Annotated in this window: 14 protein-coding genes; 2 read left to right on the top strand and 12 right to left on the bottom strand. The window is 28.4% G+C overall.

Annotated elements, in window-relative coordinates; translation table 11 throughout:
- Window positions 1-7: 7 nt before the first annotated feature.
- From fucO to ATCC9714_RS07565, 3 genes are all read right to left on the bottom strand, one after another.
- Window positions 8-1,159: a lactaldehyde reductase gene (fucO, locus tag ATCC9714_RS07575; RefSeq protein ID WP_057544918.1), complete on the bottom strand. Its 1,152-nt coding sequence runs from the start codon at window positions 1,157-1,159 to the stop codon at window positions 8-10.
- 161 nt (window positions 1,160-1,320) lie between these two features.
- Window positions 1,321-2,022 carry a beta/alpha barrel domain-containing protein gene (locus ATCC9714_RS07570; RefSeq protein WP_021124474.1) on the bottom strand — a complete coding sequence of 234 codons (702 nt, stop codon included), beginning with the start codon at window positions 2,020-2,022 and terminating at the stop codon, window positions 1,321-1,323.
- A 340-nt stretch (window positions 2,023-2,362) separates the two neighbouring features.
- Complete coding sequence (locus ATCC9714_RS07565) at window positions 2,363-3,319, bottom strand: DUF1848 domain-containing protein (RefSeq protein ID WP_057544917.1); 957 nt, start codon at window positions 3,317-3,319, stop codon at window positions 2,363-2,365.
- Between the two features lie 822 nt (window positions 3,320-4,141).
- Here ATCC9714_RS07565 and ATCC9714_RS07560 point away from each other — a divergent pair.
- The gene (locus ATCC9714_RS07560) at window positions 4,142-5,740 is read left to right on the top strand and encodes a peptide chain release factor 3 (protein WP_055328858.1); all 1,599 of its coding nucleotides are present in this window, start codon (window positions 4,142-4,144) and stop codon (window positions 5,738-5,740) included.
- Between the two features lie 79 nt (window positions 5,741-5,819).
- Here the strand turns inward: ATCC9714_RS07560 and ATCC9714_RS07555 are convergent, their stop codons facing one another.
- From ATCC9714_RS07555 to ATCC9714_RS07520, 8 genes are all read right to left on the bottom strand, one after another.
- Entirely contained in the window at window positions 5,820-6,224 is a 405-nt protein-coding gene (locus ATCC9714_RS07555) for a hypothetical protein (RefSeq protein ID WP_057544916.1), read from the bottom strand.
- Between the two features lie 74 nt (window positions 6,225-6,298).
- Window positions 6,299-7,864, bottom strand: coding sequence for a YfcC family protein (locus tag ATCC9714_RS07550; protein WP_057544915.1), 1,566 nt, complete (start codon window positions 7,862-7,864; stop codon window positions 6,299-6,301).
- An 85-nt stretch (window positions 7,865-7,949) separates the two neighbouring features.
- A complete protein-coding gene (arcC, locus tag ATCC9714_RS07545; protein ID WP_055341813.1) occupies window positions 7,950-8,906 on the bottom strand; it encodes a carbamate kinase in 957 nt (318 codons plus the stop codon).
- Between the two features lie 130 nt (window positions 8,907-9,036).
- Window positions 9,037-10,032, bottom strand: a complete 996-nt coding sequence (argF, locus tag ATCC9714_RS07540; RefSeq protein WP_057544914.1) for an ornithine carbamoyltransferase — start codon at window positions 10,030-10,032, stop codon at window positions 9,037-9,039.
- A gap of 47 nt (window positions 10,033-10,079) precedes the next feature.
- A complete protein-coding gene (arcA, locus tag ATCC9714_RS07535; RefSeq protein WP_057544913.1) occupies window positions 10,080-11,303 on the bottom strand; it encodes an arginine deiminase in 1,224 nt (407 codons plus the stop codon).
- Between the two features lie 156 nt (window positions 11,304-11,459).
- Complete coding sequence (locus ATCC9714_RS07530) at window positions 11,460-12,650, bottom strand: MerR family transcriptional regulator (RefSeq protein WP_057544912.1); 1,191 nt, start codon at window positions 12,648-12,650, stop codon at window positions 11,460-11,462.
- A 470-nt stretch (window positions 12,651-13,120) separates the two neighbouring features.
- The gene (locus tag ATCC9714_RS07525; protein WP_021129872.1) at window positions 13,121-13,615 is read right to left on the bottom strand and encodes a CarD family transcriptional regulator; all 495 of its coding nucleotides are present in this window, start codon (window positions 13,613-13,615) and stop codon (window positions 13,121-13,123) included.
- Window positions 13,616-13,883: 268 nt separating this feature from the next.
- On the bottom strand, window positions 13,884-14,450 hold the full coding sequence (locus ATCC9714_RS07520) for a 5S rRNA E-loop-binding protein (RefSeq protein WP_054629303.1): 567 nt from the start codon (window positions 14,448-14,450) through the stop codon (window positions 13,884-13,886).
- A 388-nt stretch (window positions 14,451-14,838) separates the two neighbouring features.
- Here ATCC9714_RS07520 and ATCC9714_RS07515 point away from each other — a divergent pair, with 388 nt between their 5' ends.
- Entirely contained in the window at window positions 14,839-15,531 is a 693-nt protein-coding gene (locus ATCC9714_RS07515; RefSeq protein WP_057544911.1) for a YoaK family protein, read from the top strand.
- Window positions 15,532-15,985: 454 nt separating this feature from the next.
- Here ATCC9714_RS07515 and ATCC9714_RS07510 read toward each other — a convergent pair whose 3' ends face one another.
- Complete coding sequence (locus tag ATCC9714_RS07510) at window positions 15,986-17,185, bottom strand: dicarboxylate/amino acid:cation symporter (RefSeq protein ID WP_057545361.1); 1,200 nt, start codon at window positions 17,183-17,185, stop codon at window positions 15,986-15,988.
- Between the last annotated feature and the right edge of the window lie 727 nt (window positions 17,186-17,912).

The raw sequence follows: 17,912 nt of genomic DNA, 5'->3' as shown, positions 1-17,912 counted from the left end.
ATTTAAATTATTGTAATAATGATTTGTATAAGTTAGCTATATCTTCTATACTTGTTTCTTTTGGATTTCCTGGTCTACATGCATCTTCATATGCAGACTTTGATAAAAATTCTATATCTTCAACTTTAACTATATCTTTTAAATTTGATGGTATTCCTACATCACTTGAAAGTTTTTTAACTGCATCTACAGCTGCTTTTCTATACTCTGTAACACTCATATTCTCTACATTTTCCACACCCATAGCTTTTGCTATATATTTATATTTATCACCAGTTACTTCTGCATTATACTCCATAACAGTTGGAAGTATTATTGCATTTGCTATACCATGAGGAGTATCATATAAAGCTCCTAGTGGATGTGCCATTGAATGAACTATTCCTAATCCTACATTAGAAAATCCCATACCTGCTATGTATTGACCTAGTGCCATACCTTCTCTACCTTCTTTTGTATTTTCAACTGCTCCTCTTAAATGTTTTGCTATTAATTCTATTGCTTTTATATGGAACATATCACTCATTTCCCATGCTCCACCTGTTATAAATCCTTCTATTGCATGAGTTAATGCATCCATTCCAGTAGCTGCTGTTAATCCTTTTGGCATACTTTCCATCATATCTGGATCTACTATTGCTACAACTGGTATGTCATTAGTATCTACACATACAAATTTTCTATTTTTCTCAACATCTGTTATAACATAGTTTATAGTAACTTCTGCTGCTGTTCCTGCTGTTGTTGGTACAGCTATTATAGGTACACATTTCTTTTTAGTTGGTGATACTCCCTCTAAACTTCTAACATCTTCAAATTCTGGGTTGTTTATTATTACACCAATTGCTTTAGCTGTATCTATAGATGAACCACCGCCTATTGCTATTATATAATCTGCATTAGATTTTTTATAAGCGTTAACTCCATTTTGAACATTTTCTATTGTTGGATTTTGTTTTATGTCAGAATATATTTCATAATCAAGGTTTGACTTTTCTAATAGACTTGTTACTTTTGTTGTTACATTGAATTTTATTAAATCTGGGTCTGAGCATACAAATGCTTTTTTTAAATCTCTTCCTTTTACTTCATTTACTATTTCTTTTATTGACCCTGATCCGTGATAAGAAGTTTCATTTAACACTATTCTATTCACCATAATAATATCTCCCCTTTATCTTAACGCTATTTTTTAAGACTTTATACTTATTATTATAGTTTGTATATCATTTATTTCTATGATTTTAATAGATTAAAAATATAACTATTTTCACCTTTTATAAAATCCAAAAGAGAAAACTCCTTTGGATTTTTATATTTCTACAATTCATTATTATGTTTTTTACCTTCAATTTCTCTATATTCTTTCATTTTATGTTTAAACAATTCTGCATTTGTTGGTGGTGTATATGTAATACCATTTGCCCCAGCTTCAATGGTTTCTAAAATTGTTTCTTCCGTTGGGCCTCCTGTAGCTATAATTGGTAGGTATGGAAATTTTTCTCTAATTTTACGTACAATCCTAGCTGTATTAGCTCCTCCGCTTACATTTAATATATCTGCTCCTGCATCTATCTTGCTTTGAATATCTGTTAACTCTGATACTATAGTTACAATTACAGGAATATCGATTGATTCTTTTACATATCTAATAGTTTCATCAGGTGCTGGTGAGTTAAGGATTGCACCTATTGCTCCTTGAAATTCAGCATGTAATGCAATGTTTGCAGATCTAGTACCATGAGTTAATCCGCCACCAACCCCACATAAGACAGGTATGTCTGAAACTGATAGTATAGCTTGAGTAATTGTTGGCTGAGGTGTAAAAGGATATACTGCTATTACCGCATCAGCATTAGTATTTTTTATTATGGCAACATCAGTTGTAAAAATAAATGATTTAAGTCTTTTCCCGAAAATTCTTATTCCTGATGCTTTAGAAATTACACTTGGAATTGAGACATAATTATTTCTTAAGTTTGATGTTAATTCTGGAACATATTTCATTTTTATATTGTCCATAATAATTCCTCCATTTTCTCTTTTGAATATTATACACTCATTAGTAAGATATTTAAAGATTTTATACTAAAATAAATTTTTAAATATAAAGTTATGGTTCAAAAGTCCAATGAAGGGGGCTATTTCATACTGAATCCAATCTCTTAGCACCATTTTGAAATAAATAAGAGGTTTATCAATATAAACAATAAATAAGACATTTTCATCATTGTTTTTTATTAGAAATTTTTAATTTATTCAAAAAAATCATATCTTATTTATATATGATTTTTCGTGGATTTCAATGGTTGATATGATTCATAATAATCATATTCACCATTAATACTTTATTTAATATTACTTATATATTTTCAAATAAACTGATTTGCTTTTCCCCTAATTTACTACCTTTAATTGACTTCATATCTCTTACTGTTATTTTAGCATCTTCTCTTACTTCACCTATTAATAAAGGATTATTTTTATTATGAAGTTTGTAATTATCTTCTACTTGACTATAATTGAAATTTGCATAACAATATAAGCAGTGATGTATACATGTATTATATTGACCTATATCTACACTCTTAACGCATCCACACACATCTCTTTGTGTATCATCTTTCTTTACATTTACTTCATATCCTATTATCTTGGATACTAAAGTATCGTCTATACACTTACCTTTATTAATTCCAAATTCAGTTAAATCATATCCTTCTGAACAAGTTTCTATTGATAAATCGTATTTATTAGCTATTAATGATAATTTTTTAGAAATTTTTTTTATTTGATCTAAATTCATAGGAATTAAATTTAATTCTTTTGTATTTCTTTCTGTCTTTTTATATAAATCTACAAAACTTATTACACATTTTTCCGTATATCCGTGTAGCTGAGAACATAATCTATCAAATGCTTTACAATGATATTCAATATTGTATTTTTCACTTAACAATATAGGATCATATCTCAATATTACTCTTTCTTTGCCTATTTTATTAGATAATTTTTTAAATGATTCTATAACTTTATTTTTATCTAAAATGCCTTTTTCTACATCTTTTCCATAAGATGTTATTGTATATTGGAAGTAATATTGAAATTCCTTAAGTTCATCTAATCTATCTAACATAGGTGTTGCATCTTTTGTCCAAAAAATAAAACAATCTACTTTTTCTGGAGTAAGTTCTATTTTACTCACTTGCTTTAAATTCATCGGATTTACGACATACACAAACCCTTCTTTAATTCGGTTAAAAAACCAATCACTATAAAATGCGGGTATATCTGTTCTTCTACTTACACTTACTATCATATGTACACATCCTTTTTATAAACAATATGATTGCTCTTTTAATTTAGTTTATTATATCAATCTGACCAAATTAAAATAAACCTAATTATTAATACCTACACTCTTAAAGAAATCATAAGTCTCATCTAGATTTTTATCATCAGGAACATATAAAACATAATCAACTTAAGATTTTTATACTTCTTCAACTGATAATTAAGATTACCTTCATCAAAATCAAATTTACCATTTTTAATAAAATAATCTCCATCAAATATAACAATAGGAAAGAATATATTAGACAATCAAACAGCTCACCTTGTGATTCTATCTTAGTATATGTTAATCTTAAACTCACTATCTAAATATTACAATATTTTGTCTTATTATATCAACGTACTTTATTAATGTAACTTACTAATAAATCAACTTTAATTCTAAAAAAAATAATTAACGTATATAATAGCTCCTGAATAAGTACAATATTTTCCGAGGATAGAGTTTGAGGTTATATAGCAATCTGACGAAACGTTAAAGCCTGCACTTTAGGCTTTTAGTGAAGGAAGATGCTATATAGCCTCAAACTTCCCATATCCAGTCCTAGGACTTACAAATAACTCAGCCATCCCAGAATATAGAATAATCTTTACTAACTTTTTAAATCTATCTTCCCATTTTTATCTAATATATCGACTTCTATATTGACAGTATTGCAATAAAGTTATAATATCAAAAGGATTGTAGTTTTTTATAATCATAGGAAATTATGTTCATTTTAAAACTATTAATAAATATAATTTGTATATTATATAATCATAAAATTTAAATAAAGGATGATAAAAAATGACAGAACAAAATTTAAGCTTGATTGATGAGGTTAAAAGAAGAAGAACCTTTGCAATCATCTCCCATCCCGATGCAGGAAAAACTACATTAACTGAAAAGTTTCTACTATATGGTGGTGCCATTCGTGAAGCAGGTTCAGTTAAATCAAGAAGATCTCAAAAACATGCAGTATCTGACTGGATGGAAATTGAAAAGCAAAGAGGTATATCTGTTGCTTCAAGTGTTCTTCAATTTGAGTATAACAACTTTTGTATAAATATTCTTGATACTCCAGGGCATCAAGATTTCAGTGAAGACACTTATAGAACTCTTATGGCAGCAGACAGTGCAGTAATGGTTATTGACTCTGCTAAAGGTGTTGAGGATCAAACTAAGAAGTTATTCCAAGTTTGTAAAATGAGAGGAATTCCAATTTTCACTTTTATCAATAAAATGGACCGTCAAGGAAAGGATCCTTTTGAACTACTTGAAGATATTGAAAATGTTCTAGGAATTCGCTCTTGTCCAGTAAACTGGCCAATTGGTTCTGGTAAAGATTTTAAAGGTGTGTTTAACCGTCATAAAAATCAAATTGAAGTATTTGATGATGGTAACCATGGACAAGATATTGCTACATCTATAACTGGAGAGGTATCTGATGAAAAATTCAATACTTTATTAGGTAATGATCTTCATGAAAAACTACTAGAAGATATTGAACTTTTAGATATTGCTGGAGATAATTTTGATTTAGATGGAATATTAAAGGGTGAATTAACACCTGTATTCTTTGGAAGTGCTCTTACTAACTTTGGTGTAGAACCATTTTTAGAATCATTCCTAGAAATAACATCACCACCAAGTCCTCGTAGCAGTAATTTAGGCGATATTGATCCTAACTCTAATAACTTCTCAGGATTTATATTTAAAATTCAAGCTAATATGGATAAAAATCATAGAGATAGAATTGCATTCCTTAGAATTTGCTCTGGTAAATTTGAAAAAGGTATGACAGTAACTCATGTACAAAGAGGTAAAAAGATTAAGCTTTCACAACCTCAACAGTTTGTGGCACAAGACCGTGTTATGATAGATTCAGCTTATCCAGGGGACATTATAGGTATACATGACCCAGGAATATTTAATATTGGTGATACATTAAGTGAAAAACAATCAAATTTACAATACACTAATATACCACAATTTGCTCCTGAACACTTTATGAGAGTATCTACAAAGAATGCCCTTAAAAGAAAACAATTCGTAAAGGGTCTTACTCAATTAGCAGAAGAAGGTGCTATTCAGGTTTATAGACAACCTAATGGTGGTATGGAAGAACTTATTATAGGTGTTGTTGGAGTTCTTCAGTTTGAAGTTTTAGAGTATCGTCTAAAGCAAGAATATAATGTTGAGATACTAATGAACCCACTATCTTATCGTTATGTACGTTGGATTGAAAATGACCTTTCTAAATTTGGTAAGCTTTCGATGACAATGGATACATTACTAGTTGAAGATAAAAATAGAAATCCAGTATTATTATTAGAAAATGAATGGACTATTAGACATCTACTTGAAAGAAATGAAGGTTTACTTTTAAGAGAAACTTCTTTATAAAAAATAAATGTTAATCCCCCTTCGTCTATTTTAAACGTAAGGGGGATTAACAAATTTGCTTGTATTTTTTAATTCAACTTTATAATCTTTTCTTTTCTATAAATATACTTAAGTTATTTTGTATCATATATAAAAGAACTGGTATATACATATATGATAAATAACCTTTTATATTAAATAATATAGCTATTAACAAACTAGATGATAGTGTAGATGCAATTACTGATGATTTATCACTTCTATTAAAAAGTTTTAAACCTATTCCAAACATTAAACCAAACAATAAAATCATTATAGAAAAAACTATAAATATTCCAAATGGCTGTATTTGTTCTGGTATAGATGGGATGTATCCATATATTATTACGAATATAAATGTAATAGCACCAAATAGTATATATATATTTCCTATATCCTTTTTCTTAAATAAAAGTATTATAGTAAATACTAGGTATAGAGAGCTTAAAAAACTAGCTAAACTCATTTCTTTCACCTATCCTTAATTCAATAAAACCAAAGAGCTTTTACAATAAAATATCTATGGCTTTATATTTTATATTATAGTCCTAATATCATAGAGCCTATAGCTAGAATTACTACTGTTGATATAAATATTAAAACTAGTAATTTCGTTACAAACTTAATCCATGTTGAATATTCTATTTTAGCTATTGCTAAACCTCCCATAACAACTCCTGATGTGGGAGTTATTAAGTTTACTATACCACTTCCTGCAGAAAATGCTGAAACTACTATTTCTGGTGCTATATTTAACCTTTGTGCTAATGGTGCAAATATCGGTATAGAAACTGAAGCTAATCCTGAAGTTGATGGTATTAAAAATGATAATGCTATATATATTAAATATGCCATGTTAGCAAATAACATCCCAGATACTCCACTTAGTATTCCTGATGCTTTATCAAGTATAAATAAATCTAAACCTGAATTTGCCATCATAAATGATATACCTCTTGATATGCCTACAACTAAAGCAACTCCAACCATATCTTCACATCCAGATATAAATGATTTAACTATGTCTTCCTCTGGCATTCTGCATACTACTCCAATAACAACAGCCATTATGAAGAACCAAACTGTTAATTCTGGGAACCACCAAGTTCCTAAAGCAGATCCATTAAACCATGCTGTATTATCAAATATGATTACTCCAAAATCACTCCAAGGTATAACGCTTATAATCATAACTACAAATGAAAAAGCAAATAAGCCTAATGCTATTTTTTGTTTTCCACTTAATCCTAATATTTCTTCTGAATTATTCTCAAATACTTCCTTATTTGCATCTAATTCATTCTTAGATAATATTGATTTACCTTTATCATTATAAACTTTTTTAGCATAGTTCATTACATATAATATAGATATTATTAAAGGTACTATCCATAATGCAACACCTAAAATTATAGTTGTTCCTTGATTTATTTGTACCCCTGATGCTCCTGCTGCTGATATTGCAGCTCCTATTGCAAATGGATTTACAGTTGAGCCTAAAACACCTACACCACAACCAAGTAATAGTGTTGATGCTCCTACTAATGAATCAAATCCCGCTGCCATCATTGTTGCAGTTATTAATGCGTAAAATGCTAAAGACTCTTCAGCCATACCATAAGATGTTCCACCCAATGAAAATATTAACATTAACACAGGTATTAACATTAATTCTTTACCTTTAAGCTTTTTAACTAAAGCTCCAACTCCAGCATCTAATGCTCCTGTTTTTGTTATAACTCCTAAAAATCCTCCTATTATAAGTACAAATAATGCAACATCTATTGCACCTTTAAGAGTACCATCATTCCATACACTTACATATGGTGTATCTTCATTATTTATTGTTTTAAGAGCAGCATCTATCCCACCTTCACTCATAGATGTACTTATAGCTTGATCTAAAGCATTATCTTTTACCCCTACCATACCTGTTACTGGTGCCATAACTATATCTGCTAATTGAGCTTTTTTAACCCCTGGTACAACTTGAGTTACTAATGCTATAACTATCATTATAGTTAATAAAACTGTGTAGGCAGATGGAAATTTAAATTTTTTCTTTTTAGTAGCTTTTCTATCATGTGATTTTAAAGCTTTTAACATTTTAATTTCCCCCATTTATATATATTTTATAAAATAAAGGAAACATTATTAATTACAAAATAATATTTCCTTTGAGTTATCTTATCTATGAATTACATATATTTTTTTCTTTATATATTATCGTTCCAGTTTCTCCGTGTAATGCTGCCTTAGCTTTTTCTAAAGAAGTTATTAAAGCCTTACCATTATTAGTAGACTCTACAAAATCTATACATGCTTCTACTTTAGGTAACATAGATCCTTTAGCGAAATGTCCTTGAGATATGTATTGAGTTGCTTGTTCTAAGTTTATAGAAGCTAATTCTTCTTGATTTGGCTTATTAAAATTTATACAAACTCTATCAACTGTAGTTAGTATAACTAGCATTTTAGCATCAAGGTCTTTTGCTAATTTAGCACTTGATTTATCTTTATCTATAACAGCCGCTACGCCATGCAATGATCCATCTTCTTTTTCTATTACTGGTATTCCACCACCACCAACAGTTATTACTATAGTTCCATTATCAACTAATTGTTTAACTGTTTCCAATTCAACTATTCTTTGTGGTTGAGGAGACGCAACAACTCTTCTATATCCTCTTCCTGCATCTTCTACAAAGGTAAATCCTTTTTCAGATGATATTTTTTCAGCTTCTTCTTTTGTGTAAAACATACCTACTGGTTTAGTTAGTTTTTTAAAAGCTTCATCATTTTCATCAACTACAACTTGAGTAACTATAGTTGATACATTTTTATTTAGTTTTCTCGACTCTAATTCATTCTTTATAGATTGTTGTAAATGATACCCTATATATCCTTGACTCATTGATCCACATTCTGCAAATGGCATACTTGGAGTATTTGCTCCATTACTAGAAGCAAAATCCATAGCTAAATTTATCATTCCAACTTGTGGACCATTACCATGACCAACTATTACATTGTATCCTTCTTCAGAAAGGTCTACTATAGTTTTTGCTGTTTGTTTAACTAACTCTAACTGTTCTTCTGGGTTACTTCCTAAAGCATTTCCACCTAGTGCTATAACTAATCTTTTCATATTTATACTCCTCTACTTATTTTGCCCTAATATATTATTACTTAAAACATTTGTATATCTATGTAAATACGGCCTTCATTATATGTCATTATTTTAATGAAGGCCGTATTTTTTATTTAAAGTCTATATATTATTGTCCTATAGTAGCAGCCATTACAGCCTTTATAGTATGCATTCTATTTTCAGCTTCATCGAAAACAACAGAATGCTTAGATTCAAATACTTCATCAGTAACTTCCATTTCAGTTATACCAAATTTTTCTCCCATTTCAGCACCTATTTTAGTTTTTAAGTCATGGAATGATGGTAAACAATGCATAAATATAGCTTCTGGATGAGCATTATCCATAACAGCTTTATTTACTTGATATGGCTTTAATTGTTTTATTCTAGCTTCCCAAACTTCATCTGGTTCTCCCATAGATACCCAGACATCAGTATATATAACATCAGCATTCTTAGTACCTTTTATAACATCTTCAGTTAATGTTATTGTACAATTATTTTCTTTAGCTATAGCTTCACATTGTGCAACTAATTCTGGAGCTGGAAATAACTCTTTTGGAGCACATGCTGTAAAATTTAATCCCATCTTAGCACAAGCAACCATTAAAGAGTTGCACATATTGTTTCTAGCATCTCCCATGTAAACAAAGTTTACGCCTTTTAATCTTCCTAACTTTTCCTCTATAGTTAATAAGTCTGCTAACATTTGAGTTGGATGAAATTCATCAGTTAAACCATTCCATACTGGAACACCTGCATAAGCTGATAATTCCTCAACTATATTTTGAGAAAATCCTCTATACTCTATACCATCATACATTCTACCTAATACTCTAGCTGTATCTGCTATAGATTCTTTTTTACCCATTTGAGACCCTGTAGGTCCTAAATACGTAACTCCCATACCTAAATCCATAGCTCCTACTTCAAATGCACATCTAGTTCTTGTTGAGTCTTTTTCAAATAATATTGCAATATTTTTTCCTTCTAATTTTTTATGCACTACACCAGCTCTTTTTAAATTTTTATAGTCCTTAGATAAATCTAATAAATATCTTATTTCTGCACTTGTAAAATCTAATAATTTTAAAAATGAACGACCTCTTAAATTAACTCCCATTTTAAAAATCCTCCTATTGTTTATATTTTAACATTTACTATTATATATTATGCTTCTCTGATTAAAGGCATAGACATACATCTTGGACCACCACGTCCTCTTGATAACTCACTTGATGGTATTACATGTATTTTTATACCGTTTTGCTCTAGTAATCTATTAGTTATATAGTTTCTTGAATAAACAATTACTTCACCAGGTTTTATACATAATGTATTTGAACCATCATTCCACTGTTCTCTATCAGCAATGACTTTATCACCACCACCACATTGTATTAAAGTAACTTTTTCTACTCCAAGGTGCTTAGCTAATATATTCTCTAATTTATCATTAACTTCTAGTATGTTTAATTCACCTTCAGTATCACCCTTAGTTATTTCAAATACTTGTAACATACCTTGTATTCCTGGATGTATAGTGAACTTATCTACATCTATTTGAGTAAATACTGTATCTAGGTGCATCATTGCTCTATTATTTGGTATGTTAAATGCTAATATAGTTTCTATATCCTCATTTTTACTATTAAATAATATTTGTTTAGATATATGCTCTATTGCATCAGCTTGAGTTCTTTGAGATATACCTATTGCTAAAGTTTTCTCATTTAAGTTTAATATATCTCCACCTTCTATATGATATTTAAAGTCTCTATCATAAAATCTTTCTACTTGATTTTTAAAATCTTTATGATACTTAAATATATAATCTGCATATATAGTTTCTCTGTTTCTTGTTACAGAGTACATTTTATTTAAACTTACACCACTTCCTATGCTAGCAAATGGATCCCTTGTAAAATATAAATTTGGCATTGGGTCAGTAATAAATGGATAATCATCTTCTGCTAAATCTGCTAAACTTTTTTTACTTATTACTGGTAATTCATTTTTATTTATACCAGCCATAGTATTTCTTATTAATTCTTCATTAGATTTAAATCCTTTTAAGTATGCATAAACAGCCTTTTCCATTTCTGAACTTTTTATATTAGCTTCTTCTATAAATTGATTTATAAACTGCTCTTTTACTAATTCATCTTCCATAACTTCTGCTGCTAATTCATGTAAATAAACAACTTCTACTCCATTTTGTCTTAAAACTTCAGCAAAAGAATCATGCTCTTGTTGTGCGACTTCTAAGAATGGAATATCATCAAATAATAATCCTTCAAGATATTCAGGTGTTAAATTTTCTAGTTCTTTACCTGGTCTGTGAAGTAAAACTTTTTTTAGCGGTTTAATTTCACTGGTTACGCTTATTCCCATTGTTATATCCCCCCTTAAATTTGTTATGTTAATAAACACAACATATTTTTTACTTAACAATGTATAATTATATAAAATCACACAAAGTAAAACGTTTTTCTTTGTCATTTAAACAATAAACATATTTATTTTGTGTTAATTTATAAACGAAGTAAATTAAAGTTTAATACTTTCAAATAGTACTTGATTATTAGTGATATAAATGTTGCCCTGTTTATTAATACTTAAATCTATGTACTTTTCAAAATCTTTTTTCTTGGTATCTATTAATTCTATGATATTACCAGGAATAGAATATATATATTCTAATATACCTTTAGTATCATTTATTACTAACTTATCTTCATATAAATACTTTTTAATTTGATTAAAATGTTTACTTAATATCTCTTCTCCATTTTCTAGTCCAAACTTACTAGAAATCTTTTCTTCTGAGATTTTTATATTACTATTAAATCCTTTTAGTAAACTTTCTAATTCTTTCATATGCTCACTATCAATTGTTGAGCTATAGAAATATCCCCCTACTTTTAATACTCTCTTTATTTCTTTTAAAACTTTATCTAAATCTTCCATATAAAATAGCATATGATTAGCTATAACTAAATCAAAGCTTTCATTTCCAAAAGGAATATTACTTGGATCAACAATTTCAAAATCAAATATATATGAATAATTACTTAGACTTTTCTTTGCATTATTTATCATGTCTTCACATACATCAGTTAAAGTTATACTTATATCTTTATCTAATAAATCTATATTCTTAGACCATAAGGCACCATTTCCACATCCAATTTCTAAAACTTTATACTTTTTATCTAGTTTTATATTATTGAAAGTCCACTTATACCAACCATGTCTATTAGAACTAAATCTATCTTGTAACTTTACACTAGCATCTAAGTTTGATGAGTCTATATATTGTTGCAATAATTCCTTTTCGTCTTCTAGGATTTTTATTATATCTGTTGTTTTATTCCAATCTATATTTTGTTCATCTTCTATACTCTTTTCTGCTGATTCTATGGCATGTAAGACTGTCTTCATATAATTTATTTTATTTTTCATTATATTTTTTTGTAGTCTCAAAGAATTTATCATATCTCCCTTTTCAAAACCTTGACATTCAGTATTTTTAACTTCTTCTAAGGATAATCCTAGGTATTTTAAAGTTAAAATTCTCTTAAGTTTTATAAAATCTGATTCTGTATATAGCCTGTGTCCACAGCTATTATGATATGATGGACTTAGTATCCCTTTATTATCATAGTATCTTATAGTTCTAATGGTTACACCAGCCATCTTGGCAATCTCTCCTGTAGTATATATCCCTTTCCCTTTCATAATATTTCCTCCAAATCTCTTCCTTTAATTTAATTCTATTAGGTTACCTTACGTTATGCACAACAAATTTTTTTGAAAATTTTTTAATAAATTCAAAAATAAACTTTTCTACATTTTTCTCTTGCATTTACTTTACTTTTTATGCTTTATTATTTTTTAATTTCAATATAAAGAAGAAGTTATTAATCTTCTAATAAAATATTTATATTATTAAACGTTGTATCTATTTTAACAAAATCCAGCATAACTATTTTAAAATCACTTGATCTTGTATTTTCCAATTAAATTCTTATCTTTATAAAATGTAAAAAGACGAACTCAATACGAGTTCGTCTCTTCATTTTTACATAACAATCTTTTATTTAGATACATACCATTTTTTCTCCCCATTCTCATTGGTTGTACATCCTTTTTCAAAAGCCAAAATTGATTTAAGATTGTTTAAATAAAATATAGTATAAAATACTTTATTAATGTATTTGACTTAATATATATGAATTCGCTTCGTTAGGATAAATATTTAAAATAATTGCAACCTCTTCTGTTAATAATCTTTTTGCCTCTTTCATAATATCCTTGTCTGATTTATATAATTTTTTACCATTAGCCCCTGCGTATTTTTTACTAAATTTTATATTTCTTATTAATTTAATTAATTCCTCACATTGACCACTTTTAAGCATTGTTTCAAATTGAGCCATTCTCTTTTTTTCATCATCTATCCATAATATTTCCATATTTGGTATATCATTTATTAATGAAGTCATATCACCTTTAGAAATTACCTTTCTCATTGGAATTTTGTCATTGTCTAAAGGAACTTTTATTGTTGTATCATTATTATAAATAGGATTTAATACATAATATTTTCTTTTTTCACCATTTATAAATTTCTCGTTAGTTATATCTACAACTTTGCATACTCCTGTCATCCCATACATTATATAATCGTCAACATTAAACATTAAAAACTTTCCTCCTTAATAAAATTAGAAATTATACATTCTTACTAAACTTTTTAGTATTTTATTTATATAATTTACATTAATTTAAACCTTTAGATTTTTAAATACTCACATTGGATGTGGTAAAAATAATAGTAAAAGGTGTAGCTAAGTTTTTTGCTACACCTTTTACTATTAAAAACAACCATACCTATAAACAATAAAAATTTAGCCTGGTTAATGCGCCAACAACTTTATTCATTGCTTAATCCACGTGTTAGCTAAATATTTACTCTTCAACAGTTACTGGTTCATAATTCCTTTTTTCACTTACACGCAATACGATGCTGTCTGGATCAATCTGTAATTCAATTTTATCACTATTTAGTTCAGGAATTTCTCCAACAGTTAAAACAGTACCTGCCTTCATTCCATCAACGTCAATAGTTATCGTATCAATCATATCTTCAGGTAAAGAAGTATATGGAATTTCAAGCTGCATTTTCTCAAGTACTCCTTCGATTTTCTCATCACCTGTAGTAATAATGTGAATTACACTGTTTACTTTTTCGTCTGCAGTTAACGCTTGAAAACTGATGTCTAAAATTTCATTGCCAACTGTATTTAAAGATTTTTCCTTGATTTGCACCGGTATCGTTTGCCCATCGATATTCATCATAAGTTTACTACCTTCATGATTAAGTCGAATCAATCTGCGTGCAACAGCTTCTTCCATTTGAATAGATATTGATTCTGGCAAGGATTTACCAAACACACTTCCAGGAACCAATCCGAGTCGTCTCATTTTTTTTGCCTTTAGATTAAGATCACGTTTTTGAACATTAATAGTTTCCATTTTGTTTCCTCCTAATTATTTTTATAATATATGCTTAATTGCAGCGTCGTGCGTTGCAAAGAAACAGACAATAGAACAGAATCTCTTTTCAAACCCTAATAAAAAAGAAAGGCTTTTCATAAGGGCCATAAGCACAATACTAAAAGCCCTTCTTTTAAAGACGGTTCTTTTTCATTTTCCAATTAAGTTTTATTTCTAACTAATTATAGTGTATAGCAGTTCTGATTTAAAAGCAAGGGGGGGTATTTATATCATTTCGCTTTTATATTGTATTTTAAACTTTAAATATCATAAGTTAAAAGACTAAATGCCTTTAAATAACTATCCTAATTTAGGGTATAATATATATTATTAATAGTGATATTCACATATTAAGAGGTAAAATTATATGAAAAATAATAATCAAATAAAACATAAAGTTCCTCCTTGGGAAAAGCCTATATTTATTATGATAATAACCATTGTTGGAGGATATATGAATGGATATACCTACATTACAAGACATAATATATTAGCTAATATGCACACTGCTAATATGTCTAAATTAGGAATTAACATAGCACTTGGTCAGTGGCAAAATGCACTAAGCTTCTTTATTCCAATTGTTGCTTGTATATTAGGTGCTGCATTTAGTGAGCTAGTTAAAGCTTTACTTATAATACATAAATTCAAAGGAGATTGGAGAAAGCTAGCCCTGATTTTAGAAGCAATCTCATTGTTTTTTATAGGACTTATACCTACTTCTTGCCCAGATATTATTGTTACTAATCTTGTTTCTTTTTTTATGGGATATCAGCTGTGTTTATTTAGAGAATGCCTTGGTATTGCATTTAACACAACTATATGTACAGGAAATATTAGAAATGTTGGTCAATTATTATATAATGCATTAGACGAAAAAAGTAAAGATTCCATAAGAAAGTTAATTATTTTTACATGTCTTACTTTCTCCTTTGCATTAGGAGCTATTCCAGGGACTCTAATATCTATCGCTATAAGTACTAAGGCTGTGTGGGTTTGTAGTTTTATATTATTATCACAAGCAGTTTGGATAAATATCTATGAACATAATGTTGTTTAATTTAATAAGAAACTCCCATATCAAGGAAATTAATCTTAGGTATGGGAGTTAACTTCAATATAGATTAATTTTTAGTTGTCTAACTTTATCTATTTATTTAAAATTCCATTTTCAATTAATATATCTATAAATAATGCATGTCTATTAATTATACTATCAGTAATTAAAATATTTATAATTATTTAAATCTATTTTATTAATTTAGACTGTACGTTTAATCTATCTTAATTCTATCTATAACTTATTTTCTACTATTATGAAATTTACCTATCTCAATAGAATTATACTCAACATATAATTTACTTAAACTTATTTAAAAACATAACAAGAAATGTATTACGTGAATCTATATTCAAATAATAAAGAAATTAAATAAAAATACTGGAATGAATTTTCATCCCAGCATAAAATCTACAAAATAATTTTTCTAAAAATTTGGTTAACTCTTGTTTTGCTATGCCTTAACTTTTTTAATTGATTTATTATTTATTTGATCTATTACTACAGCTATTGCATTATCCCCTGATATGTTCGCCGCAGTACCAAAACTATCCTGAGTTATGTATAGAGCTATCATTAAACTTGCAAGCCCTCCATCTGATGGTATTCCTACCATAGGTAAAAATGGAAGTGCACTCATTATAGCTCCTCCTGGTGCTCCCGGTGCTGCAACCATAGCAACTCCTAACATAAGTAAGTATGGTAACATTACAGCTAAACTATAATTCATCTGGTTCATCATTAAAACAGATACAGTAAATGAAGTTACTGAAATTATACTTCCAGCTAAGTGAATAGTTGCACATAGAGGTACAACAAACTCTCTTATTTGTTTAGACACCCCATTTTTTTCAGCACATTCTACATTTACCGGTATAGTAGCTGCTGATGACTGAGTTCCAACTGCTGTTAAATATCCTGGTATTTGATTTTTAAGTAACTGTGTTGGGCTTTTTTTACTGTAAATTCCAGCGATAGTAAATTGAAAACATATATATATAATGTGTAATGGAATTACTATTAAATATACCTTACCAAATATTTTTAATATATCCCATACTTGTCCTGTAAAAGTTATATTAGCAAAAGTTCCTGCTATATAAATAGGAAGTAATGGTATTATTACTTTAGATAAAGTTAATTTTATTATTTCTTGAAAATCCATAGCAATATTAAATAATCCTTCTCCTCTACCTCGACCTCTAAGAGCTGAAATTCCAAGTCCCATCATGAATGCAAAAACTATAGCTGCAGTTACATCTAACATTGGCTCTAATGGCATAGTAAATATTGGTGAAAGCATACTTGCATTTGGATTGTCTACAGCCCCAACTATATTTGCATTTATAAATGTAGGGAAAATAGTTATTGCAACTACATATGCAAGCAATCCAGCTATTATTGTAGAGCAATATGCTATACCAGTTGTTATTCCTAATAATTTTCCTGCTCCTGATGTTAAATCAGCTACTCCAGCTGTAACAAAACCTAAAATTATAAATGGTATTACAAACTGTAAAAATGAAGCAAATAAACCACTTATAGTAACTAAAACTTCAATTACTCCCTTTGGGGCAAAACTACCTATAATAATACCAAGTATTATTGCTATTATTAATTTCGGTACAAGCCCTATTTTTTTCTTTACTTTTATCAAAACAATTCATCCCCCTTATGAAAATTTTTACGATAAAAATACCTTTTCCCCTTGAGTGAAATGGTATACATTTGGGTATCAAAAGTCAAGATGATTGTAAAAATTTACCTATTGAAAAGACGTTTCCTAATCTATTTTTTGATATATTTACTGGAGAAATTCTACCGTTTATTATATCTAAATAAACTTATTTTTAGGCTATGTTTTAATATAGTGTTGATATTAGAACCAATTTCAATAACAAAAGTAGAGGTGTTTCAGTCGATATCCCCCTACTTTTTTGTTCTCATTATATATTTATTTTCTAGTATTTTTGATTAATAAGTGATGTAATAATAGTGCTACAATCGCAGTAACTAAAGCACCACCAAATCTTGCAAACCAAATATTCATCTCTACATTTCCCAATATGTTCATAATAAATGCACCAACCCCAACCGACGCAATTACTAAAATAATCCATTTTATTGTAGCATATATTACCATTTTTTATCATTTACTCAAAGTATGGAGTTCTTAATTTGTTGAATCCAAATGTGGATACGAATATCACTATTTTAATGTATATGTTTAATCATATACTCTTTAAAATGTCATTTTTTTAATTCAATTTATTTCTAAGGTTAATTCTAAGTGTAATAACAATATTTTATTTCATTGTCTCAGCTTACTTCATTAATTTAATTGCCAATTCATCAATTTTAATCATAGCGAAAAAATGATT

It is taken from the genome of Paraclostridium sordellii (assembly GCF_000953675.1).
GTDB lineage: Bacteria > Bacillota > Clostridia > Peptostreptococcales > Peptostreptococcaceae > Paraclostridium > Paraclostridium sordellii.
This window is presented reverse-complemented; position numbering and strand designations above follow the sequence as displayed.

Bases quoted from the DNA above. Each gene is read 5' to 3' on its own strand.
- ATCC9714_RS07520 (WP_054629303.1), bottom strand. From the start codon at position 14,450: ATGGAAACTATTAATGTTCAAAAACGTGATCTTAATCTAAAGGCAAAA.
- ATCC9714_RS07560 (WP_055328858.1), top strand. From the start codon at position 4,142: ATGACAGAACAAAATTTAAGCTTGATTGATGAGGTTAAAAGAAGAAGA.
- ATCC9714_RS07525 (WP_021129872.1), bottom strand. From the start codon at position 13,615: ATGTTTAATGTTGACGATTATATAATGTATGGGATGACAGGAGTATGC.
- ATCC9714_RS07515 (WP_057544911.1), top strand. From the start codon at position 14,839: ATGAAAAATAATAATCAAATAAAACATAAAGTTCCTCCTTGGGAAAAG.
- ATCC9714_RS07550 (WP_057544915.1), bottom strand. From the start codon at position 7,864: ATGTTAAAAGCTTTAAAATCACATGATAGAAAAGCTACTAAAAAGAAA.
- argF (WP_057544914.1), bottom strand. From the start codon at position 10,032: ATGGGAGTTAATTTAAGAGGTCGTTCATTTTTAAAATTATTAGATTTT.
- ATCC9714_RS07555 (WP_057544916.1), bottom strand. From the start codon at position 6,224: ATGAGTTTAGCTAGTTTTTTAAGCTCTCTATACCTAGTATTTACTATA.
- ATCC9714_RS07530 (WP_057544912.1), bottom strand. From the start codon at position 12,650: ATGAAAGGGAAAGGGATATATACTACAGGAGAGATTGCCAAGATGGCT.
- ATCC9714_RS07570 (WP_021124474.1), bottom strand. From the start codon at position 2,022: ATGGACAATATAAAAATGAAATATGTTCCAGAATTAACATCAAACTTA.
- arcA (WP_057544913.1), bottom strand. From the start codon at position 11,303: ATGGGAATAAGCGTAACCAGTGAAATTAAACCGCTAAAAAAAGTTTTA.
- fucO (WP_057544918.1), bottom strand. From the start codon at position 1,159: ATGGTGAATAGAATAGTGTTAAATGAAACTTCTTATCACGGATCAGGG.
- arcC (WP_055341813.1), bottom strand. From the start codon at position 8,906: ATGAAAAGATTAGTTATAGCACTAGGTGGAAATGCTTTAGGAAGTAAC.
- ATCC9714_RS07565 (WP_057544917.1), bottom strand. From the start codon at position 3,319: ATGATAGTAAGTGTAAGTAGAAGAACAGATATACCCGCATTTTATAGT.